This is a genomic window from Afifella sp. JA880, assembly GCF_025379905.1.
In the GTDB taxonomy this organism is placed as follows: domain Bacteria; phylum Pseudomonadota; class Alphaproteobacteria; order Rhizobiales; family Afifellaceae; genus Afifella; species Afifella aestuarii.
The window spans coordinates 670,013-694,286 of the sequence record NZ_JAOANH010000001.1; the positions used below are offsets into that span (position 1 = coordinate 670,013).

At 62.0% G+C, this 24,274-nt stretch carries 18 protein-coding genes; 14 read left to right on the forward strand and 4 right to left on the reverse strand.

Annotated features, from left to right (window positions below; translation table 11 throughout):
- Window positions 1-27: 27 nt before the first annotated feature.
- The gene (locus tag NYQ83_RS03170; RefSeq protein ID WP_261212350.1) at window positions 28-1,263 is read right to left on the reverse strand and encodes a polysaccharide biosynthesis/export family protein; all 1,236 of its coding nucleotides are present in this window, start codon (window positions 1,261-1,263) and stop codon (window positions 28-30) included.
- A 235-nt stretch (window positions 1,264-1,498) separates the two neighbouring features.
- Here NYQ83_RS03170 and NYQ83_RS03175 point away from each other — a divergent pair, with 235 nt between their 5' ends.
- Genes NYQ83_RS03175 through NYQ83_RS03190 form a run of 4 tightly spaced genes read left to right on the forward strand, consistent with a single transcriptional unit; the run spans window position 1,499 to window position 5,794 of the window.
- A complete protein-coding gene (locus NYQ83_RS03175; RefSeq protein ID WP_261212352.1) occupies window positions 1,499-2,776 on the forward strand; it encodes an oligosaccharide flippase family protein in 1,278 nt (425 codons plus the stop codon).
- A 1-nt stretch (window position 2,777) separates the two neighbouring features.
- Window positions 2,778-3,722, forward strand: coding sequence for a glycosyltransferase family 2 protein (locus NYQ83_RS03180; protein WP_261212354.1), 945 nt, complete (start codon window positions 2,778-2,780; stop codon window positions 3,720-3,722).
- A 32-nt stretch (window positions 3,723-3,754) separates the two neighbouring features.
- A complete protein-coding gene (locus NYQ83_RS03185) occupies window positions 3,755-4,753 on the forward strand; it encodes a glycosyltransferase family 2 protein (protein WP_261212356.1) in 999 nt (332 codons plus the stop codon).
- Window positions 4,754-4,777: 24 nt separating this feature from the next.
- Window positions 4,778-5,794 (forward strand): glycosyltransferase family 4 protein, encoded by a 1,017-nt coding sequence (locus NYQ83_RS03190; protein WP_128293754.1) that lies wholly within the window; start codon window positions 4,778-4,780, stop codon window positions 5,792-5,794.
- A 199-nt stretch (window positions 5,795-5,993) separates the two neighbouring features.
- Here NYQ83_RS03190 and NYQ83_RS03195 read toward each other — a convergent pair whose 3' ends face one another.
- Together NYQ83_RS03195 and NYQ83_RS17760 are read right to left on the reverse strand one after the other, a co-directional pair.
- Window positions 5,994-6,332 (reverse strand): hypothetical protein, encoded by a 339-nt coding sequence (locus tag NYQ83_RS03195; RefSeq protein WP_128293753.1) that lies wholly within the window; start codon window positions 6,330-6,332, stop codon window positions 5,994-5,996.
- A 694-nt stretch (window positions 6,333-7,026) separates the two neighbouring features.
- Window positions 7,027-8,373 carry a WecB/TagA/CpsF family glycosyltransferase gene (locus tag NYQ83_RS17760; RefSeq protein WP_314733278.1) on the reverse strand — a complete coding sequence of 449 codons (1,347 nt, stop codon included), beginning with the start codon at window positions 8,371-8,373 and terminating at the stop codon, window positions 7,027-7,029.
- Window positions 8,374-8,735: 362 nt separating this feature from the next.
- Here NYQ83_RS17760 and NYQ83_RS03210 point away from each other — a divergent pair, with 362 nt between their 5' ends.
- The 7 genes from NYQ83_RS03210 (at window position 8,736) to NYQ83_RS03240 (ending at window position 20,172) form a co-directional block, all read left to right on the forward strand.
- A complete protein-coding gene (locus NYQ83_RS03210) occupies window positions 8,736-9,350 on the forward strand; it encodes a response regulator transcription factor (RefSeq protein ID WP_205649939.1) in 615 nt (204 codons plus the stop codon).
- Window positions 9,351-9,495: 145 nt separating this feature from the next.
- Window positions 9,496-11,076 (forward strand): GumC family protein, encoded by a 1,581-nt coding sequence (locus tag NYQ83_RS03215; protein ID WP_261212368.1) that lies wholly within the window; start codon window positions 9,496-9,498, stop codon window positions 11,074-11,076.
- Entirely contained in the window at window positions 11,051-12,346 is a 1,296-nt protein-coding gene (locus NYQ83_RS03220) for an O-antigen ligase domain-containing protein (protein WP_128293749.1), read from the forward strand. Before NYQ83_RS03215 ends, NYQ83_RS03220 begins: the two co-directional genes overlap by 26 nt.
- 147 nt (window positions 12,347-12,493) lie before the next feature.
- Window positions 12,494-14,203 (forward strand): ATP-binding protein, encoded by a 1,710-nt coding sequence (locus NYQ83_RS03225; protein WP_261212373.1) that lies wholly within the window; start codon window positions 12,494-12,496, stop codon window positions 14,201-14,203.
- A 1,249-nt stretch (window positions 14,204-15,452) separates the two neighbouring features.
- On the forward strand, window positions 15,453-18,329 hold the full coding sequence (locus tag NYQ83_RS03230) for a xanthine dehydrogenase family protein molybdopterin-binding subunit (RefSeq protein ID WP_409976948.1): 2,877 nt from the start codon (window positions 15,453-15,455) through the stop codon (window positions 18,327-18,329).
- Window positions 18,326-18,895, forward strand: coding sequence for a (2Fe-2S)-binding protein (locus NYQ83_RS03235; protein WP_261212375.1), 570 nt, complete (start codon window positions 18,326-18,328; stop codon window positions 18,893-18,895). The genes NYQ83_RS03230 and NYQ83_RS03235 overlap by 4 nt, the downstream gene beginning before the upstream one ends.
- Window positions 18,892-20,172, forward strand: a complete 1,281-nt coding sequence (locus NYQ83_RS03240; protein ID WP_261212377.1) for a c-type cytochrome — start codon at window positions 18,892-18,894, stop codon at window positions 20,170-20,172. The genes NYQ83_RS03235 and NYQ83_RS03240 overlap by 4 nt, the downstream gene beginning before the upstream one ends.
- Before the next feature lie 124 nt (window positions 20,173-20,296).
- On the opposite strand, the gene NYQ83_RS03245 is transcribed toward NYQ83_RS03240, so the two are convergent.
- Window positions 20,297-20,671 carry a response regulator gene (locus tag NYQ83_RS03245; protein WP_261212379.1) on the reverse strand — a complete coding sequence of 125 codons (375 nt, stop codon included), beginning with the start codon at window positions 20,669-20,671 and terminating at the stop codon, window positions 20,297-20,299.
- A gap of 102 nt (window positions 20,672-20,773) precedes the next feature.
- On the opposite strand from NYQ83_RS03245, the gene NYQ83_RS03250 reads away from it, so the two are divergent.
- The 3 genes from NYQ83_RS03250 (at window position 20,774) to NYQ83_RS03260 (ending at window position 24,274) form a co-directional block, all read left to right on the forward strand.
- Complete coding sequence (locus tag NYQ83_RS03250; RefSeq protein WP_261212381.1) at window positions 20,774-21,514, forward strand: Crp/Fnr family transcriptional regulator; 741 nt, start codon at window positions 20,774-20,776, stop codon at window positions 21,512-21,514.
- Between the two features lie 22 nt (window positions 21,515-21,536).
- Entirely contained in the window at window positions 21,537-22,658 is a 1,122-nt protein-coding gene (locus NYQ83_RS03255; RefSeq protein WP_261212383.1) for a sensor histidine kinase, read from the forward strand.
- A gap of 497 nt (window positions 22,659-23,155) precedes the next feature.
- Entirely contained in the window at window positions 23,156-24,274 is a 1,119-nt protein-coding gene (locus NYQ83_RS03260; protein ID WP_261212386.1) for an NAD-dependent epimerase/dehydratase family protein, read from the forward strand.

The following is a 24,274-nucleotide window of genomic DNA, read 5'->3' on the forward strand; positions in this document are numbered from 1 at the left end:
CAATCACCACCGTCGCTCGTATCGGAATCAATTGAGCAAAAGCGCTGCAGAGGTCGAGACGGTGCCGAAGCCTTTCGCGAGCTCGATCACGTTGGTCAGATTGCTGTCATAGCAAGCAAGCGCGTCGCCCGGCATGATGTAGGGATCGTATTCGTCGCGATCGGCACGCTGCAGCATATCCTCCAGGCTGCGCTCGATGACGATCGATTCGCCCGTCATCGGATTGCGGGTGAATAGGATCGCCGTGCGGTGGGCGTTCGTCCATCTCGCGCCGCCGATGCAGTTCATGCCGGCAACCGCCTGAATGAAGCGCGTCCCGTAGCGCAATTCCCGCGCATCCTTGCCAATTGCCGAGAGTGCATTCGCGTTCGCCGGCTGCGAGAGATTCGACATGAAGACCGTCACACCGGGCGCGGTGATGGAGGACGGCACCATGAGCTCTTCCTGGAAACAGCCTCGGCTCGGCACATAGATCTGGTCGCCTTCAAGTAGCAGCACGTCGGAATACGCGAACCCCAAGACCGCGCCGCGCACATCCGCCGAAATGGTCTTGCCTGCTCGTTGGATCTTGACGTTGGAAAGATCGGCATCCGGCCGCACGCCTCCCGCCGCCTGCAAAGCGCTGGACAGACGGCGGCCCCGTGCCACCGCTCCGAGCGCCGCCTGGCGGGCAGTGTCCACGTCATCGCCACTCACGCCACCGATGGTCACGGCCATCGGGTCGAAAACGGCACCGGCCACATAGACGCGCGCCGAGGCCACGTCCGCCAGCCGCACCGAAACCCGCGGCGCTTCCTTGTAGAAATCTTCCGTCACAAGGGCGCGCGCAAGGCTTGCCTCGACGCTCTCCACGCTTCGGCCGATCGCCGGTATCGGTTTTAGATAAGGAAGCTTTAGGGTCCCGTCCTGCGACACCTCATATGAACCGGTGAAGGTCTCATCTTCGGCGACATGCACGTTGACGAGATCCCCGGGAGAAAGCCTCTCGTCATCGCGTAGGACGGTCGACACCTGATGGCTGACAGGAGACACGCTCCCGAGAGTACATTTCTTCTGGTTGAGATATGCGGAAGCCGAGCGCGGCAACTGCTGAGAAGTGGGAGCAGCGCGATACTGCGCTTGATAGCTCAGCCCCTCCGCAACCGCTTCGCGGTTGCTGATGGAATGCATCTGATCGCAGCCGGCAATAACAAACGCCCAGCCCAAGGCGGCAAGCGCCTGAACCAAGGTATGCAGGCGCTTTATCTTTGCCGGACAGTTCATCAACGGTTATCCCATAATTCAACGACTGGCTGCATAATGGTGGTCAATCTTCCATTTTTGGTGAATCTTTTGAACCCATTCAGTGGCTCCGCGAGCTACTCAAAAGGATAGGTCGCCTCATCGTCTGAGCGCGCTCCTACGCTAGCGCACGCGATACGAAACGCTGCGCCTCGCGTACAAGCAGCGCCAGGACAACAGCCGTTCTCGACGAGCGGAACAAAGGCACTCAAGCATCATGGCACTTGCGATCAAAGCATTGATGGGACGGATCACAGGCTCGTCACTGACGGGTGGCCTGGCGGCCTATGGTGCGTCCGAAGTGGTGTCGAAGCTCTCGCGCCTCGGTGTGGTCGTTGTTCTCGCCCGCTACATGGACCCGCTCAGCATTGGTCTGGCGGCGGGCGCGATCGCCACCTCCGATATTCTCAAGAGCCTGACGGAGAACGGCGTCGGCCAGCGCATCATCGCCGCCCGTCAAGACGAGCTGGAATCAACCTGCCGCACGGCCCACAGGATCTTCTGGGTCTGGTGCCTCGGGCTCTTCGCTCTGCAGCTCGCACTCGCTGGTGCCGTCAGCGGGGTGTCCGGCAACTGGCTCGGCTTCGCGCTCATCGCGGTCATCGCCGGTGAATACCTGTTCATGCCGGGCGGACTGACCCAGTGCGCCCTCGCCATGCGCGAAGGCAAGTTTAAACAGACGGCCGCCATAGCCGGCGGCCAGGTCGTCGCCGGCAACATCCTCACCGTTCTTCTCGTCCTTGTCTGGCCGCATCCGCTGGCGATCGTGCTGCCGCGCCTGTTGACCGCACCGATCTGGCTGATCGCCATGCGCCGCCTGCGCCCCTGGCGTCCTGCCGACGTGGCGGCGGCTCCGCTGCGTCCGTTCGTTCGCTTCGGCAGCGCCGTCATCGGCATCGAGTTCCTCAAGGCCGTGCGCATGCAGGGCGACAAGCTGATCGTCGGCGGCCTTCTCGGCGCCGATGCGCTTGGCATCTACTTCTTCGCCGTCAATGCCGGCCTCGGCATCACCACCTCGTTCAGCACGGCGCTGTCGACCGTCCTCTTCCCCTATATCTGCCGCAGCGAGAACCGCGACCGCGCCCTCGGCCACGCCTTCGCACTGTCCATGGCCATCATCGTTCCGGTTGCAATCGCCCAGTCACTCCTCGCCCCCTATTACGTCCCGGTCCTCTTCGGCGCCGAATGGGCGGATATGGCGCCACTCGTTGCAATCCTCTGCCTGGCGGCGATCCCGACCGTTCTGTGGTCGGCCTCGGCCCAATGGCTGCGGACCGGCGGCCGTGCCGGCACCGAGTTCACCTATTCGCTGGCGATTGGCGCAACCGTCCTCGTCTCCACCGCCGTCGCCGCTTCTTTCGGCCTCACCGCGGTCGCCTGGACCGTGCTCGCGGCGATGACGGCCTCACAGGTCGTCGCATCTGTCCCGGCAATCCTGGCGGCCCTGCGCGCCAGCATCGGCTTCGTCCCAACCCTTTCTGCTCAGAGGTGCTGACATGACCGCTCCGTTGTTTTCCGTGATCATCCCCTGCTGGAACGCTGAAAAGACCATCGCCGCGACGCTCCGCTCGGTCCTTGATCAGACGCTTGCCGACTGGGAAATGATCGTCATCGACGACGGCTCCACCGACGGCTCGGCCGAGATCCTGGCCAACTTTGCCGCCCGAGATCGGCGCATCACCTACCGCACGGTTGAGAACGGCGGCCCGAGCCGCGCCCGCAATCTCGGTGCCATCGAGCTCGCCAAGGGCCGTTACATTGCTTTCCTCGACGCCGACGATCTCTGGGCGGCCGACAAGCTCGAAATCATGGCAGCGCGGTTCGCGGAAGATATCGCGGTGCAGGCCCTCTATGCCGACGTCGCCTTCTTCACGAACGTGCCGGAAGACGCCCAGTCCCGCACAAATGTGCGGCGGGATCAGCTCTTCCTGAGGGATGTGCTCGCCGAAAACCCCTTCTGCACGACATCCAACCTGGTCGTTGAGCGCAAGGCCTTTGCGGCGACCGGCGGCTTCGACGAAACCATCGTTTATGGCGAGGACCTGGAATGGCTGGTGCGCTTCGTCGCCATGTCCGGCGTCATCGAAGGCGTCGACCAGACGCTCGTCTATTACCGCAACACGCCGGGGAGCCTGTCTTCCAACATCGAGGCCATGGCCACCGCCTGGCAGTCACGTCTTGCGACGCTTCGCAAGATGCAGATCGGGCTTGCCGAAAAGGACCTCCGCGCCGCCGAGGCGCAGCATCTGCGCTACCTCGCCCGCCGGGCCCTGCGTTCCGAAGGATCGCGCTTCACCCCCATGCGCTTCGCGCTGCGCGGCGTTTGGACGAGCCCGGTTTCCTTCTTCAACAATCCCCGGCGCGGCCTCCTGACACTCGCGGCTGCCTGCGCCCTTCCCTTCTTCCCGCAATCGGCCGGACGGCCGGCCTGCTTTCAGTAGATCACGACACCGGCTTCCGAGGAGCAACGACCATGAACATGACCCCGCCCCCCATCGCCAGCGTCGTCGTGCCCGCGTATAATTGCGAGGCGACGATCGCCGAGACCCTGCGCTCGATCCTCAACCAGACCTTCTCCGATCTTGAGCTGATCGTCGTGGACGACGGTTCGACCGACTCTACGGTCGAGATCGTCAATGGCTTTACCGACGAACGCATCCGGCTCATCAGTCAGAAGAACCGCGGCCTCGCCGGCGCTCACAACACCGGCATCCACCATGCGCGCGGCCGCTACATCGGCTTCTGCGATGCCGACGACCTGTGGTTGCCGGAAAAGCTGGAGCTGCACGTCGCCCATCTGGAAACGAACCCGGATGTCGGCATCAGCTTCTCCGCTTCCGCCATGATCGACCAGCATGGCCGCCGCCTTGGTATCAGCCAAAAGCCGAAGCTCCGCGGCATCACCGCCGCCGACGTCTTCAAGCGCAACCCGATCGGCAATGGCAGCACGCCGGTCATGCGCCGCACGGCTCTCGATGCGATCGCCTTCCGTCCCGCCGGTGAAGAAGAGCGCGACTGGTGGTTCGACGAAAATTTCCGTCAGTCGGACGACATCGAGGGGTGGCTGCGCTTCATCCTCTCCTCCGACTGGCTGATCGAAGGCATTCCGGGCGACCTCACACTCTACCGCATCCACACCGGCGCCCTCTCCGCCAATGTCGAAGCGCAATACGACACCTGGTGCCGGATGAAGGACAAAATCGCCGCCATCTCGCCGATGCTCGTGCGTCGCCATGGCGCTGCGGCGACCGCCTACCAGCTGCGCTACCTCGCCCGTCGCGCTGTCTCCTCCCGAGACGGAAAGCGTGCCGCCAGGTTCATGCGCCGCTCGATCTGGGCGTCTCGCCGCCCTCTGCGGGAAGAGCCGATCAAAACGATGGTGACGTGGAGCGCCGCAGAGCTTCTGAGCCTTTTCGGGCGCGGCATCTACAACCGCGTCGAGGCGCGCCTTCTTTCGTCCAAGGCAGGCTGATTTTTCAACCGGGGGAGCAAGTCCATGATCCACGCCATCGCCCATCTCATCGACGATGCCTCTTTCGGCGGCATCAACCGGATGCTCGAATACATGGAAGCGTCGCCGGATCTTGCGAAAATCGCAGATCATCGGATCGTGCGGGTGCGCCGCGGTCAGCTTACCGCACCGCCGCTCGGAGCCGACCTGATCGTCTCCCATCTGTCGATCAACTGGGCGAACCTGCCCATGCTGACGGCGCTACGGGCCGCCTATCCGACGACGCCGATCATCCATGTCGAACACAGCTACTCGGAGCGTTTCGTGGCGCTGCATGTCGAAAAGCGCGACCGCTTCACGGCGCTCCTGCGCACCGCCTATGCGCTTTTCGACGAAGTTGTCGCCGTCAGCGAGACGCAAGGCGCCTGGATGCTGCGCCGCGGCTTCTGCCCGGAAGGCGGCCTCAAAGTCATTGAGCCCTGCGTCGAGCTTGCGCCCTTCCTCGCGGTCGAAGGACATCGCGAAGGACCGGATATCGTCATCGGCGCGATCGGCCGCTTCGACCTGCAAAAAGGCTTCGACATTCTCATCGACGCCTTCCAGGTGCTCGAGCGCACCGACGTGGAGCTGCATCTCTACGGCGACGGGCCGGACCTCAACGACTTGAAGGCACGCGCCAAGAACAACCCGAAGATCGTCTTCAAGGGCTACACGTCCGACGTTCCTGAAGCCATGGCGGCGTGCGATGCCATCGCCCTCCCCTCGCGCTGGGAGCCTTATGGTCTCGTCGCTATCGAGGCGATGGCGGCCGACCGGCCCGTGCTCTGCCCGCGTCATGACGGCCTCGTCGGCCACATTGCGGCCGGGGCTCGCGATATTGGCGAGAATTCCGTGACCGGCTGGGCGGCCGCGATCGAACGGCTCGACGTCGAGGAACTGCGCGAGCCGAATGCAAAGACCCGCACTCACGCGGCCGAGGCAGGTGAACGTTTCGCAAAGGCCTGGGGCGGCCTCGTCGAACGGGTTTTGAGCAAAGAGGAAAAGGAAGCCGGCGCGGCCTGACCAGGCCAGCACCCACCGCACCCGACAAAAAGACCCGCGGAAGCTTCAGCTTGCACGGGTCTTGTCGTTCCTCTCGAACCTCTTGTCAGAGCCGGCCGGCGCCAGAAGGCGATCGCTCACGTCCCAGTCCTCCGGCTCGATCGGCGAATGTCTTTCTGAGCGAACTTTTCTGCCGGAAACTATTCTTCGGGAGTTACGCCTACAGCGAGCGCACCCGCATCTTGCCGAACTGGAAGAGCGCGGCGACGGTCGCGCCGCCGAGCGCGCCGATGACGTTCGCATAGAAATCCGTCATCGAGGCGGTCCGCCACGGAATGCACATCTGCAAAAGCTCGATCCAGCCGGAAAAGGCGAGTGTCGCGATGGCCGCCCCGAACGGATTGCCGAAGACGAAGGCGAAGCCCGCCGCGTTGACGAACGTCCCGACGGCATGCAGCACAATATCGCCATGATGGCCAAGATTCACGCCCGGAATGACGGCCAGCATCAAGGCCCATGCATCCGCGCCGAGAATCAGAAGGAAGACTGGCAATCTCATGAGATCCTGCATGTTCTGAGCCCGCGTTTCCATTACGCCTCGGCCTTTCGGGTTGCCTCTATCTCGGTGAACCGAGAAAACTCAAGAGAACATGCGCGGATGGACTTCATTGTCCTTTTCGGAGTTCCGAAGCGCGCCCAATCTCCTGTTAAACTCTTCTCGACTTTCGCAGCAGCCTCGCGATCGATCTTCCGCGCAAGTCAATTCGGCATAAGGAAGCCTCACAAAGCTTGCGGGACGCTTGCCACCTTAAAACCGAGAGTAGTATCGGTCTGCGCGGGGCTGCGATCGCCGCGGGAAATATGAAGCTCCGGCTTTCGACACGGCCTGTCCAAAAAGGGCCGAACGACGACGTCGCGAGAGCCAGATCGACCACGCACCAGACCGGCAAATATCACACAGGAACAATCGACTAAGCGGCGGACCGCCGCTTCACGGATTTCGCCAGACTTGCCTGGAGCAGAGGCGGTCCGTGAGAAAGGAAACGAGCTGATCCAGCCGGGATCAATCAGGCCCATGCCCAGAGATAACGCCATTCGAAGGCACATGATCGGCAGCTCGTGCAGATGGGGCGGGCGACCTGAAACGAAAAAATGGCCGCGGTGCCTAAGCAACCGCGGCCGGTCGGAACTGTGATGGGGAATCGCAGTCTTAGAAGTGTTCGCTTTGTTATAACCCTCCCTTCGTTGTGGTCTCAGTAGGCGCCCCGTCCGGTGAAGACGGCGCGGAAAGTCAGTGCGATGAGAGCAATATCGAGGAAAACCGAGCGGGAGCGGACATAGGCACTGTCCATGTGGATCATCTTGTTGAAGCCGATCTCCGCACGACCCGAAACCTGCCAGAGCCCCGTCAGGCCGGGCTTGCCCATCAGCCGCTCGAGAGCCTGAGGCGGATAGGCTTCGACTTCCTGCGGCAGAGCCGGACGCGGGCCGACGATGCTCATATCGCCGTTCCAGATGTTGAAGAGCTGGGGCAGCTCGTCGAGAGAGAAGCGCCGCAGGAGACGGCCGATCTTGGTGACGCGCGGATCGTTCTTCGACTTGAAGCAGATGCCGGCACGATCGCTTTGCTCAAGGAGCGCCGCCCGACGGGCTTCGGCGTCGCGATACATGGAGCGGAACTTCAACACGGTGAAAGCCTGACCGCCCTGCCCGATGCGCGTCTGCCGGAAGAAGACCGGGCCGCGGGACTCAAGCTTGATGGCCGTTGCGATCATCAGCATCAGCGGAGCGAAGAAAAGGAGGCCCATACTGGATCCGAAAAGATCGAGGGCACGCTTGGCCCGCTCGTCAGCCGTCGGCACCGCCCTCTTGGCGCGGGCATCCTGCCATGCCCGCATCATGAACTCCGGGTTGCCGATGATGTAGCGGCGGAACATACGGCGGGGCTCGATCGCAAATCGCCAAATCCATTCCAGCCCGGCGCTGCGCAGCATGCGAGGAGCCCGCGACACGCGGCCGGCCCAGAAATCGAACTGCGCGCCGACACCCATAACCAGCCGTGCGTTGAGGCGATGGCGATTACGGGCGATCCACACATCCTGACGCGGCACACCCAGCGCGACCAGCACGATATCAGCGCCAGAAGCATTGATCTCGTCGATGATGCGATCTTCTTCTTCCGCATAGAAGTAACCATGGCGGGTGCCGGCGACCTTGAGGGCCGGGGCGATCTTACGGGCAGCCTCCGACGCTTTCCGCGCAACGCCCTGCGCACTTCCGAGAAAATAGATGGACAGGCCGAGAGCGGCAGCCTTGCGGCACAGCGGAACGAACAGGTCGGTACCATTCAGGTTCTCGACGAAGCGCTTGCCTTGCAGTTTCGCAGCAAGCTGCAAACCCGAGCCGTCGGGCAGCAGGTAATCCGCCTTCTTCAACGCCCACTGGTAGATCGGCGTCTTGGCGGCAACATTCATGCAATGGGCATTGAGGAACGCGGCGGTGCGACGGGCACGGCCCTTCAGAAGCGCTCCAAGAGCCTCTTCCGTCTTTGCGTTGACGATGTCGAGCGAGAAGAGAGAGATCTTATCGAGAGAAGTCATTGTGGCCTCCAGAAATCCGTTGGCCAAACAATACTCAGCTCGACGAAAAAATAACTCGAGCAAGGGAACAGTTACAGCATCCGTAGAATATCAAAAATACACGGAAGTGCATGTATAGTCTCGATCGAGACAAGTTCTACCCTTTAGGATAGGCGAATCCTCTCCAACCACGCCGCGATCGGGCGGGTGCCTGCGGGCGACGCCCTCGATTAACCGTTCATTGGGTGCTATGCGCTAGGTCCACTAGTGGTTGAAATGGTGGAGCCGCCAGGCGTCCTTTGCCAAGCTGCGGAGAACGCAACGCCGAGAAGACGGAAGTGCACGCGTTAGGAACGTGCGGTCTCGCCTGAAAGGTAATGTTGATGGATATTCTGATCGCTGACGATCATGAACTCGTCCGAGACACGATCTGCGCGTTTCTTGAGCGCGAACCGGATGTGCGCGTCGTCACCGCCAGCGATTTTACCGAAGCGATCGACCGTATCGATGCGCAGGGCCCGTTCGATCTCGTCATCCTTGATTACAACATGCCCGGCATGGACGGCCTCGAAGGCCTCGCCCGCGCCAAGGAGCATAATAAGGGCAACCCCGTCGGCATCATTTCCGGCACGGCCAACCGCAGCGTGGCGGAAGAAGCGCTGGCGGCCGGCGCCGCCGGCTTCCTGCCGAAGACGATCGCCGCCAAATCGCTTATCCACGCCGTCCGCTTCATGGTGGCGGGCGAGCAATATGCTCCGCTCGATTTCATGCGAGCACCGAGCGAAGAAACTGAAAATCCTCTGGCCGCCAAATTGAGCAAGCGTGAGACGGAAGTCCTGGGCGGTCTCGTCCGTGGCGCATCCAATAAGGAAATCGCGCGCGAGCTCGATTTGCAGGAGGTCACGGTGAAACTTCACGTCAAAACGCTCTGTCGCAAGCTTCAGGCACGCAACCGCACACACGCTGCCATGATCGCCAAGGATGCGGGGATGTTCTGAGGGGATCTCTCTCTCAAGACCTTCGGGTGGATTGGCCTATTCCAAAGGATAGGTCCCGCGCCGAAATAGACCCGAAGTGCACCATTGCACGCACGCGAAGAGGAACGCCTTCCGCTAAGCATTTGTCACGACGAGGAGTGCAGTGATGAATGTTCATACCAATCTACTGGAAGCCCCATACGTCCCTCACGACGAGGAGGCTGCGGCCGATAAGGCACGCACCGGCGGCCGGCGCCTGTTTGCGCGCCTTGGCGCTGCGGCAGGCGGCATTTCTCGTTTCATGCCCCGCCTGACCCGCACGCGCATCACCGCGCTGTCGCCGGTGCGCCTGCTGCGCGGCGGTCGCGTCGGCGACTTCCAACGCCTGCCCCGCTACGCGCTGGTCGTTTTCGCCGGCCTTGCCGCGATCTGGGCTCCAGTCATCCTCTACATCTCGACCGCACCTCTGCGCTTTCAGTCCGAGGCAGCGATGATCATGCCGGGCGCCGGCTCGTCCAGCTCCGTCAATCTGTCGGACATCGGCCAGGCCTCGACCTCGGCGAGCTCGCCTTATTCAAGCTCCTCGATAAGCCCAACCGTGACCTACAAGAGCCTGATCGAATCCCGGCGCGTGCTTGAGCGTGCGGCAGATTCGCTTCAGCTCGAAGTTCAGGAACTCGGACGTCCGCGCATCAAGCTCCTCGACCAGACGAGCCTCATCCGCCTGACGATGACGGGCTCCTCGCCCGAGGACGCGGCTGACAAGACGGAAGCCATTCTCGCGGCCTTTCTCGGCGAACTGGACCAGCTGCGCAGCGACGAGATGGAGAGCCGGGAAGTCTCCACGATCGACACTGTCCGCGAACACCAGAAGGCCGTTGAGGCTATTCGTCTTAAAATCAGCGAGCTGCAGGCAAAGACCGGGCTGGCGAGCGCAGACCAGCATCTCGAACTCGTGACGATGATCGAGCAGATGGGCCAGCAGGTCGCCTCCACGACGTCGGAGCTGCGGGAATCGGAGGAGGCCGTCGTGGCCCTTTCGACGATGCTCAACGTCGATGCCGGCAACGCCTCGTCCATGCTGCGTCTGCACGGCGACATCGAGTTCGCCGCCCTTTCGGAAAACGCCGCCGAGGCTTCGGCGAAGCTCTCCAGCCTCACCGGACGCTTCGGACAGAACCATCCCCAGGTCGTCGAGGCACGCAACAATTACAACGGCGCCAAGGCGCGCATGGATGATCGCGCACGGGCCGTAACCGGCCTTCCGGTCGCCGCCATCTGGGAGCAGGTCGACCCCTCTTCGCAGGGGGAGCGGTCGGCCCTCCTCTCTCAGCTCGTCGATCTTGTCACCAAGCGCGATGGCCTGGCCGCGCGGGTCGCCGCTCTCAAGCAAGAGCACGAGGCCGGTCAGGAGCGGGTGCGTGATCTCGTCGAGACGGCGTCGCGCCTCGACAGTCTCAACCGCGACTACAAGGTCGCCGAAGCCGTCTTCGCATCGGCGCTGGCGCGCATGAACACCACCCGCAACGATGTCTTTGCCTCGTATCCGATGGTGCAGGTGATCGAACAGCCGTCAATCGAATGGGAGCCGTCTTCGCCCAATAAGAAGATCGCACTGGGCGCGGCGGGCGCAGGCTCCCTGTTTCTCCTGATGGGTCTCGCCCTCGCCTGGATGCGTCGTCCTCTGATCGACCGTCTCCTGGAAACCGAGGAAGCTGGCGATGAAAACGCCGACGCCACAGCGTAACCTACCGGAGAATCTCGTCTTCTGGACGATCTCTCTGACCTGGTTCTTCTACGCCTTCGGCGCGCTCTACGTGGTGGGACCAGTGATCTCCTGGTCCCTCGCAGGTCTAGGCTTCCTGTCGCTTTACCTCGGTCCCGGCCTCAGGCCGGACCTCAGGCCCACCGGCTCGGTGCCGCCGATCATTTGGGGCTGGATCGGCGGCATGCTGGTCATGCTTGTTGCCTTGTGGGTCGGCCATTTCGACTGGGGCCTCGGCATGGGTCAGACGATCAAGTCCTCGATCGGATGGGCAAAAGGCTGGGCGATGGTCGCACTCGTTCCCTTCGCCGGGGCCATTTTGAAGATCCGCCGAGACGTTGTCATCCGCAGCCAGTGCATCGTCGGCGCATGCACGGTGGCACTCCTACCGATCCTCCTCGTCGCACCCTCGATCGGCTTGCCCGAAAAGATATTCGTTTCGCCTCTGAAGGCCGTTGGCGGCCCGGGTCCGGAATATTTCTCTGTATATTTCTACACACTTGATCCGTCGAGCTGGACGCCGCGCTGGCAATTCTACGCCCCGTGGTCGCCCTTTGCCGGCCTTCTCGGCGTCGTCATGGTTCTCTTCGCGCTCGAAGACCGCAGCCGCTTCTGGATGGCGATGGGCATTCTCGCCGGGCTGGCGATGGTCTTCTTTTCCAAGTCGCGCATGAGCCTTGTCGCCCTCTTCGTATGCGCTGTCGGCCCGCGCATGATGCCGCTTCTGGCCAAAAGCGTCGCTTGGCAACTCGCTGCCGGCGTCGCCGCATCGATGGCCGCGCTCGGCACATATCTTCTACAGGCCATGCAGGATGCGGTTTCGGCCTTCAAGGGCGCCAGAGCCGACAGCACCCGCGTCCGCGAGACCCTGCAACGTATCGCCTATGAGCGCTGGCAAAACGAGGCGGTGTGGTTCGGCCACGGCACGGTTCAACCGGGTCCCCATATCGTCGAGTACATGCCGATCGGAAGTCATCACACCTGGTATGGACTGCTGTTCGTGAAAGGTCTTGTCGGAGTGTGGGCTCTCCTCGTCCCGCTGGTCTGGCAGTTCTGGATTGTCGCCGTCGATTCCGTCAAAGGCCGCCGAGGACGGCTTCCTCTCGGCATCGTACTCGTTTTCATCATCCTGAGCTTCGGGGAAAACATCGAGATCGAGGCCTATCTCCTTTGGCCGGCTTTGCTTCTCCTTGGCATTCACGCTCGCGAATTGGAGCGCGACCGGCTGGAAACAGCATCCAGGAAAGCTTGAAGAAAGCCCTGCATGCAACTTTTGCGCACATTCGGCTCCCCCTGACCCCCGCCCGCAGAGCGCTCGGCGGATACAGGCATCAGGGTCGAACATGGTCCAACTCGGACTCGGTCATGACGAGGCCGGTGCCCAGGCGCAGAGGAACACATGAATGCGGTAGTCACGATGGTCGAGGCAGCCTCCGCCATCATCCTCGCCATCATCTTTCTCGCTCTCCTTGGAGAGCGCCTGGAAGGAACGTTCTGGCGTCGGAGCATCGCGTTCGGCCTCGTCTTCGCGGCGACCGGCATCCTCGTCATGCTCAACCCGGTCGAGCTGATGAATGGCGTGCGCACCGATCCGAGAAATGCGGTGGTGGCGCTCTCGGCAGCATTGGGCGGGCCGGTATGCGCTCTCATTACCGCCGTTCCGATGATCGCACTCCGCCTTTATTTCGGTGGCGTCGGGGCCGTTCCCGGAGCCGCCGGCATCGCTTCGGCCGCGATCTGCTCCAGCCTTCTCTGGTACGTCTGGACGAAGTACCTCGGGCGCGAGGCGTCGCAGCGCTATATCCTCTATCATGCGCTCAGCGCAGCCGTCGTGCCCGCCCTGGTCATCGGCGTGATGACCGCCGTGCCCTGGGAGATCTTTCTCAAGTCGGCCTCCCTCTTCGTCCCGGTGAACTTTGCAGCGGTCCTCCTGATGGGCCAGCTCGTCATTCGGGAATACCAGCGGCGCTGGGCAATGGCTGCGAACAACGAAGCACAAGCTCGCTTACAGGCGACGGCCAACAATGCGCCGGGGGTCTTATTTCAGATCGCACGGAGCGAAGATGGACAGCTGGATCTGCGCTATATCTCCGACGGCGCGAGACGCATCCTGGATATGGACCCGGAGGATTTCGTCGAGGACCCCGCGAAACTCGCGCGACTGATTTCCCGGAAGGACGGCGAGAAATTGCGCCTCGTATTGGAGGATTCCGCGGAAACCCTGGAACCATGGGCTTTCGAGGCGCAATGCATGCATCCCAAAGGCCGAATCCTCTGGCTGCGCGCCGTAGCGGAACCGCGGGGCTTCGGGCATGACGAGATCGTCTGGGACGGCTTTGCCTATGATATCAGCGACCAGAAACGCTCCGAGCGGATGAAGAATGACTTCATCTCGACGGTAAGCCACGAATTGCGCACCCCTTTGACCGCAATCCACGGCGCGCTTGGGCTTGTCGCGGCAGGAGGGGCCGGTCAACTCAGCGCAAAAGGCAACAGCCTCGTTTCGATCGCCTATGCCAACAGCGCAAGGCTTGTGCGTCTCATCAACGACATTCTGGATATCGAGCAGATCGAATCTGGAAGGATGCATTTCGACATCCGACCTTTCGCACTTCGGCCCCTCCTCGAAGCGACCGTGGACTCGCTGGGCGCCTTTGCGGCGGAACGTGAAATCTCGATCGAGATCGAAGAGACCGCCCCCGGCCTCGTCTGCCTGGCTGACCCGGACCGTCTCAGCCAGGCCTTTCTCAATCTGATTTCCAATGCGGTGAAATTCTCCCCGCCAGCAGGCACCGTTCGCATACGCATTGCACAACGCGCCGGACGCGCCCGTATCTATGTGAGCGACGAAGGGCCGGGCATCCCGCAGGAATTCCACACCCGCATCTTCACAAAATTCGAACGAGCCAACTTCTCCGATAATCAAAAGGTTGGCGGTACCGGTCTCGGCCTTTCAATCACGAAAGCGATCATCGAACACCTCAACGGCGAGATCGACTTCCGCAGCACAGAAGGCGGCGGAACGATCTTCTTCGTTGACCTGCCAAGTTTTCCTGCCATGCAGCAGCTCGGTGCAGATCGCGACAGCCGCAAGCTCGCAAGCGCCTGATCGCGTTCCCAACGCCCAATGGAAGACAAGCCGCATGGCGAAACGTCTCCGCTGATGCGATTTAATCACGTCACCTAAATTAGTCTCGAGGTTCACCTCCAGCGCGCGCTTCGCTAACCGCAGATTCTTCAGTGGGTCGGCAAGATCGGGGCCGAGCCCCCCAACCGCGGCTCACAGCGCATCCTGTTCGTCATACCCCAGCCGGACCACGGCGGCCGCCCCCTCGACGTGATCGAGAGTTCAATCGCGAACCACCGCAGTACCACCGACAGGATCGTTCCCCACTTCGCGCGCCACACGCGCCGGACCCGCCCGTTAGGCGCGTTCAGGAGTGGTGTGAGTTCAGGTTTAGAGGCGATCACGACTGGTTGGGGATGCCGCGACCAGGACACATTCACAGCGGGCGTCCATTTCGGGTCGATAGGTGACGGCATTCCCGGCCTATGGTGCTGACGGTACAAGAGCGGCACCGCCACGCCTGCTGTTCACATCGAGACCAGGCAGCCTTCGGCGGGCCCACTAGATGCGAGTGCATCAGTCCGCCTTCCTCTCAGGCATGCGCACGGACTAGGTCGGCCAGCTGTGTGTGGCGGACATCATCAAACGCGGCGATGACTACTATATCGCCCTGAGGCCTTTCCATCCGTGGAAGGGCCGCGTGCTGCTAAAGTCCGCCGATCCAAGACCGCATCACCGGCTCGCGTCATTTCGATCCATCCGCTTCGCATCGAACTCGGGCTGATGGACCGAGTATCGGTCCTCGCGGAAGCCGAAAGCGGGCACCTCTTTCCCGAGTGGCTCCCTGCCAGAAGAAGACTTGGAGGTCCGGTGGCGCCAGCCAATTACGAAAAGCTCGTAGCATCTCAAAGGGCGGCGGTCATGCGATTCTGGCCTCCGCCCAGCCAGCATCTTGAATCACAAACCGCCCCGAACGGGAATCCCTCAAGATTCGTTCGAACGGTGAAACGCTCTAAATCGGTTTGCAGGCCGACCGCGCACGCCGGAGCCAATTCAAGGTGGAAGAGACGTTGCTCGCCGAGCCAGTTGACCGCAAAGGCGGCGGCGCAGGCGAAACTGCCGGCGCGCTAGTGCCTTGGCCACGGTTCCTTCGACCATGAAAATCAACCGCTGGAGCGACGGAACTTCATTTAACTTCGCGTGCTTACTGCACGAATTTCTCGGCCGCCCCGGGTCGGACGGCGCCCCACCACACCACGTTCCTATAGAGGACGACCCCACAAAGGACACCATGCACGATTCCGTCCCCCCCGCCGTCGCCAAAGGATACAGCAAAGAAAGAGAGAGTCGCCGCCCCGGCGACATATCGCGGCGTGATTTTCTACGGCGCGCTGCGGCCGCGGGGGTGGTGGCCTCCATCGTGCCGCTTAACGAGGCGCTTGCGGATCTGCAGGGCGGTACCGTGCGCCAGCCTCCGCGCTGGCTGAAGGACAGGGGCGTTCGCTTCCGCCGCGACGGCATCCCGAAGGTCACCGGCGAAAAGGTTTTCGCCACCGACATTCGGGCGCGCGACATGCCCGGCTGGCCACGTAACCAGTCTCACGGGTTTCTCATAAGGGCGGCCAGAGCCGACAGACTGTTCGAAGGTATCGACCTCTCCTTCCTTGATGAGGACGCCAGACCGGACGTGATCGTCACGGCTGAGGAGCTCGAGCGCGACCGCGTCTCTATGCCAGAGGAAGACTTCTATGGCCCTCTCCTCCTGGCGCGGGGAGAGACGCCTGCCTTCCTCGGCCAACCAGTTGCCCTCCTCATCTTCCACGACTTCGTGCGCTTCCGGCTCGCGAAGAAACGGCTGCAATTCCGGGATGAGGCAATCCGTTGGGGCGCCGAGACAGGACATCTTCAGCGCGATCCTTACGGTGGCGCCCGCTATGTGCGCATCGGAGGAGAGACGCCCGAGGCACCCGACGTCTTTTCACCTCTGAAGAACACCACCGTCTTCGGCAGGATTGCCAACCGCTCCGTGGAATGGCCGTCACCAAGTGAAGGCGGCGAGGCCTCTGCCCAGGCACTCTATCACGCGCAGCAGCTTCGCCAGGAGCTTCAGAACCCGCCGGAGGGCTGGCGCATCTACAAGCGCAGCTTCTCTTCGCAATACGTCGATCCGGCCGCCATGGAGACCGATAACGGCAACGCCTGGTACGAGGAGAAGAGCGGCCGGCTGCACGTCGTTACCGGCACCCAATCGCCCTACACCAACGCCGATCACCTTATCGACATGGTACGTACGAGCCGCTTCACCTTCTCCGAACTCTCCTTCCATCCCGGCTATACCGTCGGCTATGGTCAAAAGGAGCACCATTCCTTCCCCTACTATGCCGGCATGGCAGCGCTCTACGCCGAAGGTCGGCCGGTGCGGCTGGCGCTCGATCGCTGGGAACACTTTCAGAGCGCCATCAAGCGGCACCCCTTCGACATCGACACCGCGATCGCCGTGGACTCAAAGACCGGAAAATTCCGTTCGCTCGCCAGCGAGCTCATTGGCGACGGGGGTGGACGCAAAAACTTCAGCCCTTCCGTTGGACAGGTGTCCGCAACCGCCCTTCAGTCGATCTACTATTTTCCCAAGAGCGACCTCGCCGTCACCGTCAACGCCTCGCGGGCGCCCACGGCCGGCTCCATGCGCGGATACGGTACGCTGCAGTCGATGATCACGACGGAGATGCTGGTGGATGAGATCGCAGCGGATCTTGGCATCGACGCCATCGAGTTGCGCCGACGCAACGTCATGAAGACGGGCATGAAGAACACGCAAGGGGCCATCCCGGCCGGGACCCTTCGCGCCGATGAACTTCTCGATGCAGCCGCCGACGACCCGCTCTGGCTGGAACGACGCGAACGTAAGGCCACCTACGAAGCGGCCCATCCCGGCCATCTCTACGGCGTTGGCTTCGCTGCCGTGCACAAGGATTACGGTACGGGCGCGGAGGCTGCTCTGTGCCAGATCGAGGTCGACCCAAGAGGGAAAATCCGTCTCCGTCACATCGTCTCCGAGATCGGCTGCGGCTCAACGACCTCGCAGATGCTAGTGCCGGCGGAGCATCTCGGACGCCCGGCCGACGAGGCCGAGTTCGCCGCCGTCGACTGGCCGAGCCTCCCGCTCGTTTCAAATAACGAGCCTTACACGATGAGCCAGGAAGAGCAGGACGAAGCCGCGAAGGACCCGCACTGGGTGCCTCGGATCACATCGCCCCGCAGCGCCTCCAACTCCGCCTACTACCTTTCCCATGCGACGCGCGAAGCGGCGCGCCAGCTGTTCGAGCTCGGTCTGTGGGAGGCGGCGCTCTCGTTCTGGTCGGAAGGCGTCGGTGGCGGCCAGGCAGCTCCGCTCGTCGTGCGACGGGAAGATGCCGAGTGGCGCAACGGCAAGCTCGTTGCGGGCGCTCTCAATCCGCTATCGTTGGAGGAACTTGCACAGCGGGCGCATGAGCGCGGCTACATTACCGGCGTCACGGTCCACACCTTCAACCGCTGGGCATGGACGGAGGCGGAGTTCGAGGTCGAGGGGCGCCGCTTCCGTGCTCCGATCGATGCGCTTTCCGTGAAATGGGGTGAAGGAGCCCGCGCAGAGCGAAAGGCCGAGATGCGCGACGGCGGCTACGCCTTCCAGCCGCGGCAGAGGGTGTTCTATCCCCCTGTCCAGAGGAACAATGCCGCCGTCACCTACTACGCGCCGGTCGCAACCCTGGTGGAACTTTCCGTTAACAGCGGCTCAGGCGAAGTGACTCTCCTTTCCCACAAGTCGTGGATGGAATGCGGCAACATGATCGTACCTGAGCTCGTCTCCGGGCAGCTCCAGGGTGGCCTAGCTATGGGAATCGGGCACGCCCTCTATGAAGACCTTCCCCGCTACGAGGACGGACCCGGCAACGGCACCTGGAACTTCAACCGCTACCGACTTCCGCGGGCGCGAGATGTCGCCGCCTGGTCGCAGGAAGGCCACGTCCTGCCACCGCTCTCGGCGAAGGACCCACCAAAGGGCATCGCAGAAGTCGTGATGATTCCTGTGGTCGCGGCCATCGCCAACGCCGTGCATGACGCCACCGGCAAGCGCTTCTACGCCTATCCCCTTAAGCCCGAACGCATCCAGAAGGCTCTCGCATGAGCATCCCCACAACCGCCGTCAGCATGACCATCAACGGCCGCAAGGTCGGGCCGATCGAAATCCCTCAGGACCTGATGATGCTGGAGTTCCTGCAGGAATACCTCAACCTCACCGGCACTCGTTACGGCTGCGGCCAAGGTGTCTGCCACGCCTGCTCGATCATCATCGACGAACCGGATGGCACCTCCCGCTCGGTGCCTGCCTGCATCACCGGGGCAGCCTTGCTTGACGGCGGATCCGTGCGCACGATCGAAGGGCACGCCGAACGGGACGCCGACGGCAATGTCAGGCGCCTATCGCCCATCCAGCAGGCCTATCTTGAACACTTCTCCTTCCAGTGCAGCTACTGCACGCCCGGCTTCGTCAACGGCGCAACCGTGCTCCTGGAACGCCTGGAGCGACAACCGGTGCCGCGAGCAGATGTCGAGAAGGTCGTGCTTGAAGGCATGAACGATCATATCTGCCGCTGCACCGGCTACGTCCGCTACCTGGAAGCGGTGAAAGACGTGGTCCTATCGACACCGGGGCTGACGATCGAAGACGCCGACGAGCGAAAAGCGACATGAGAACCTTCGCCGCGCTCATCCTGGCCGTCGCCGCTGTTCTCGCAGGCGGCGCTCTCGCTGTTTATTTCGTCTTCACCGGACCCGGGACCATTCCTCCAGCGACGATTGATTTCACCAAGCTTACTCATGAGGAGCGCGCCCGCATGGTGGAGCGCGGTCGTTATGTCGCCCGCGCCGCCGATTGCGGCGCCTGCCACATGTCGCAGGACGGCGTGGCACTGGCCGGCGGCCTACCGATGGAGACCCCTTTCGGCACTCTCTACGGCACGAACATTACGCCCTCACGCGATCATGGGATCGGCAACTGGACCGCCGACGACCTCTACCGGGCGCTCGTCTGGGGCATCAATCCGGATGGCTCGCACCTCTACCCGGCAATGCCCTACACCTCTTATCATTACATGACCCGCGCCGATGTCGACGCTCTCTTCATTTACCTCATGGCGCAGCGGCCGATCGACAAGCCAGACCACGGACCCGATCTCACCTTTCCCTTCAACATTCGTCCTGCCGTTGCTTTCTGGAACCTGGTCTATCGACCGGACGGGCGCGAGCTGCCGGAAGCCGCGGACAAGCCGGAACTCTGGCACCGAGGGCGTTACCTGGTGGACGTGGCCGGGCACTGCGGCGAGTGTCATACGCCGCGCAACATCGCCTTCGCCAAGACAAACGAGCATCTTAAAGGGGAAGTGATGGAAGGCGCATTGGCGCCAGATATATCCGCAACTGGCCTGGTGCGACGCGGCTGGGAGAAGCAAGATCTCGGAGCCTTCCTGAAGGACGGGTTGTCACCTCAGGGAACGATGACGTTCCGCATGTACCCGGTTCTCAGCCATTCCACGAAGTATCTGAAGGACGATGACATTGACGCAGTCGTCACCTATTTGATGGACGGAGCGGAGCGAACCGGTGTCTCGCCCGTGAAGCCTGCCCTCGCGGACGGACAGGAAAACGGCAGACACCTCTATGTTGGGCTTTGCGCAGGCTGCCACGGCATCGACGGCGAGGGTCAGCCACACGCATCCGTCCCGCTCGACACCAACACCACGGCCATGCTGGACAATCCGCTCAACCTCATCCGGATCATCAGCGAGGGCGTGCCTGCCCGCCCCCTCGGTGGGCACGAGCGCATGCAAGAAATGCCGGCTTTCGCAGATCGCTTGACTGACCGCGAGCTCGCCGACCTCGCCAACTACCTGCGTGAGAGATGGGGCGGACAGCCGCCTGACATAGACGCCAGCGAGATCGCAGAGCTCCTCGCCGCCACATCTCCGTAGCACTCGAAGATGTGCAGAAGCTCATACGAAGCCATCCCGCTGCCAGTGTCGTCTGCCCTCAGGGGCCGACCCGCTTCACGAGCAAAGAGCTCGACCAGACGCACGTAGGGCGGGCAAGAAATCGTCACGCAAGCCCGGCCAGGGCCCGGGCCAACTGCGTGGCCGAAAACGGCTTCTCCCAACGCGGCACGTCGTGGTAGGCCTCGGGGATGGCGACCGACGAATAGCCGGTGGCGAAAACAACTGGAATGCCATCGGCTCTGAGACGGTCGGCGAGCGGGTAGACCACGTCGTCCTGTAGGTTGATATCGAGCACCGCGAGTTCGATTCCGTTGGCCTCGAGAAGGCTCATAGCCTCTCGCAGCGTCGGAACCGGCCCGGCCACCCGCGCGCCAGTTTTTTCGAGTGCTTCCATCAAGTCATGAGCGATGAAATACTCGTCTTCGACCACCAGCACCTTCCGGCCTTGAAGCCCCTCGCACTTTCTTTCGTCGCACATCGTATCGCCTTTCGCGCAACGTCATCGTTGTTCGCGCATTCTAGGTGTTATTAAACCGCTTTCTAGTTGGATGGCCATCCAGGAAAGGCTCAGGAGACCTTTGTGGAACCCGCCCTGACGCGGAAGCTCGAACATTTCACCCGGCTTTCACCCGAGGACAAGTCAGAACTGACGCGTATCGCCTCCGAGCGAGTGCGGTCTTTGCCGGCACATCAGGACGTGATCCGCGAAGAGGAGAAGCCGCGCGTCGTCAACCTAGTCCTGGAAGGCTGGGCGTGCCGTTACAAGCACCTGGAGGACGGACGACGACAGATCATCTCCTTCTTCATGCCGGGCGATCTGTGCGATCTCAACGTGTTCATCCTCAAGCGGATGGACCATTCGATCGGCACTCTCACCGACGTCAAGATTGCCGAAATCTCGCAAGAAACTCTGGAAGCTATGGGGCTCGCATACCCCCGAATTTTACAGGCGCTTTGGTGGGATGCTCTCGTGAGCGCCGCGATTCAGCGCGAATGGACCGTGGCCCTTGGGCAGCGCAACGCCACGGAACGTCTGGCGCATCTCTTCTGCGAGATTTTTTGCCGTCTCCGCTGCATCGGTCTGACAGAGGGATCGAGCTGTCCGCTTCCTCTCACGCAGATAGAGCTTGGCGACGCGACAGGGCTCTCTTTCGTCCATATCAATCGCACTTTGCAGGATCTTCGCCGCGACGGCCTGATCAAGCTCAATCGCAGGAGGCTGGTCATTCCCGATCTCGAAGCTCTGATGCGGGTGGGGCTGTTCAATCCTAACTACCTGCATCTCGATCACGAAGGGCGTAACATTGATGCGAACCGGTAACACTCTGTTCTGCGGTTGAGACATGGATCGCAAGCCCCCCCAACCGACGGATTCCTGGCCGCTCGGCAAAAGCGGGATGGCGAAACGCGTGCGCGCGCACGACTGGTCGGCCACGCCGCTTGGACCAATCGAAAACTGGCCTGCGGAGCTCAGGAGCGCAGTCGCCCTGGTTTTGGAGAGCGGGTTCCCGTCCGCTGTCGTCTGGGGGCCGGGTTTCGTCACGATCCCCAATGACAACTTCGCTCCTCTTCTCGGTAACGAACTGGACGCGCTCGGCCGCTCATTTGCCGAGATATGGGGCGAAGCCTGGCATCATATCGGTCCGATCACCGAACGCGCCTATGCCGGCGAGACGACTTTCGTCGAGGATTTCCCGCTCCTTATCGACCGCTCAGGCGAACAGGAGGAGGCCTTCTTCACCTTCTCCTACAGCCCGGTCCGCGAAGAGAACGGAACCGTGCTTGGCATGATCGACACTGCCGTAGAGACCACCCAGAGGGTCCGGGCAAGCGAAGCTCTCCGCGAAGCGGAAAAGCGGCAGCACCTGTTGCTCAACGAGCTTCAGCATCGGGTCCGCAACGCACTCGCGGTGCTGCGGTCGATCGCAAGGCGAACGACCGAAACCAGCGAGACGGTGGAGGATTATGCCATGCATCTGCAAGGCAGAATCGATGCCTTTGCCCGTGTCCAATCGGCTGCGGTGAGTGATCCATCCGTGGGGGTGGATCTCGCCATGCTCATCGCGGACGAACTGCTAATGGCGGCGGTCCGCGAGGGAGATAGGCTGACAATCGACGGACCGAACGTCCGCCTTCAGCCGAAAGCCGCAGAGTTGTTTGCCCTGATCATCCACGAGCTCACCACGAATGCGATCAAATACGGCGCCCTGACGGTCCCGAAAGGCCGTATCAGGGTGGCCTGGAAGATCGAAGCCAACACTGGGGGCAACGTTCTTGTTATGGTCTGGCAGGAACGGGGGATGCAAAACCTTCGCGCCCCCACGCGTAGCGGCTTCGGGACCGAGCTTCTGGAACGCACGCTCCCCTATCAGCTGAACGGGAGCGCCGTACGGGCCTTCGAGGCCAACGGCCTCCGCTGCACCATCACGGTACCGCTCAACGATCGCATCGCGCGATTATCTTAGAGGAACAAAATCGGGCGAGAGAATCGGAACTCCACGGCAATCCGTGCCGAGAGTTTATCTCTCAGCAAGCGACTGGCGGCATGTGAACCGGGCCTGTCTGTTTCCCTCCGCTGCCGGCGCACTTCTCAGCAGCCGACCCGTTACCAGATGACGAATGTCGCTTCAGCCACGTGGCGTCGGTAATGCCGCGCTGAGCGGTCCTGGCGGAGCGCACAACTCACCACTCTTTCAGCGTACCCGCCCGCATAACCACAAGAACAAAAGCCTTAACGACACCCTATATTATTTGCCGACTTACATTATACTTAGCTAACGCATCTAAAAACGCCTCATCTACGACGACACCTCAGGAACTGCGGTTCACATGGGTTGTTCAGTCGTCTGTGTATCTTCCTTTTCATCCACGCCCCGCATCATGGAGAACGAGATGTGTCGACTGTTCTGCAGGCGCGTAGCAAGCCGTTTCCAAGAAACCCTTTCCCAGCGTCAAACTCGCAATGTCTGAACGCGTCCTCCTCACAGGCGGCGCCGGATTCATTGGCCGCCATGTCACCGCAGAACTCGTCGAGCACGGCTATGAAGTGCGTGTGCTCGACTGCCTGCACCCGCAGGTTCACGGCGATGAGCCGGACACCGAGGCGCTCATCCCCGCCGCAGAACTTGTCATCGGCGATATCCGCGACCAGGCGAAGGTCGAACAGGCACTGCAAGGCGTCGACCACGTCATTCACCTCGCCGCTGAGGTCGGTGTTGGACAGTCGATGTACGAAATCAACCGCTATGTCTCCGTCAACGAAGGCGGCACGGCGGTCCTGCTGCAGGCCTTGACGAAGGCTCCCGTAGAGCGCCTGGTCACGGCCTCGTCGATGAGCATTTATGGCGAAGGCCTCTATCGCAATGCCATGGGCGAGTTCATCGAAAATGCCCACCGCCGCATTGCGGAAGGTAACGTCGAACGCGCCTGGAGCCCGGTCGACGATGATGGTTACCCGCTGAAGCCCGTCGCGACACCTGAATGGAAGCGGCCGAGCCTCGCCTCCGTTTATGCGCTCAACAAATACGCCCAGGAGCAGATGACGCTGATCGCAGCGCCGGCTTACGGCATCGACGCCGTGGCTCTGCGCCTCTTCAACGTCTATGGCGCTGGCCAGGCGCTTTCCAACCCCTATACCGGGGTGCTGGCGATTTTCGCGGCGCGTATCCGTAACGGCCAGCCCCCCATGGTCTTCGAGGATGGTGAGCAGCGACGCGATTTCGTGCATGTCAGCGATGTCGCCCGCGCCTTCCGGCTGGCGCTTGAGCACGAGGCCGCGGCAGGCGAGATCTTCAATATCGGCTCCGGCCGAGACGTCTCCATCAATGACGTGGCACGGGCTGCAGCTTCGGCGCTCAATCGTCCAGACCTGACCCCGCAATACAACGGCAAGGCCCGCGCGGGAGATATCCGCAACTGCTTCGCCGACATCGACAAGGCAGGACGGCTTCTCGGCTTTGCGCCTCAGGTTGAGTTCGAGGCGGGCCTGCAGAGCCTCGCCGAATGGGTGGCCGAGCAACAGGCGGAAGATCGCACCGGCGAAGCGAGCCGCGAACTCGAAGCGCGAGGGCTCGTGGCGTGA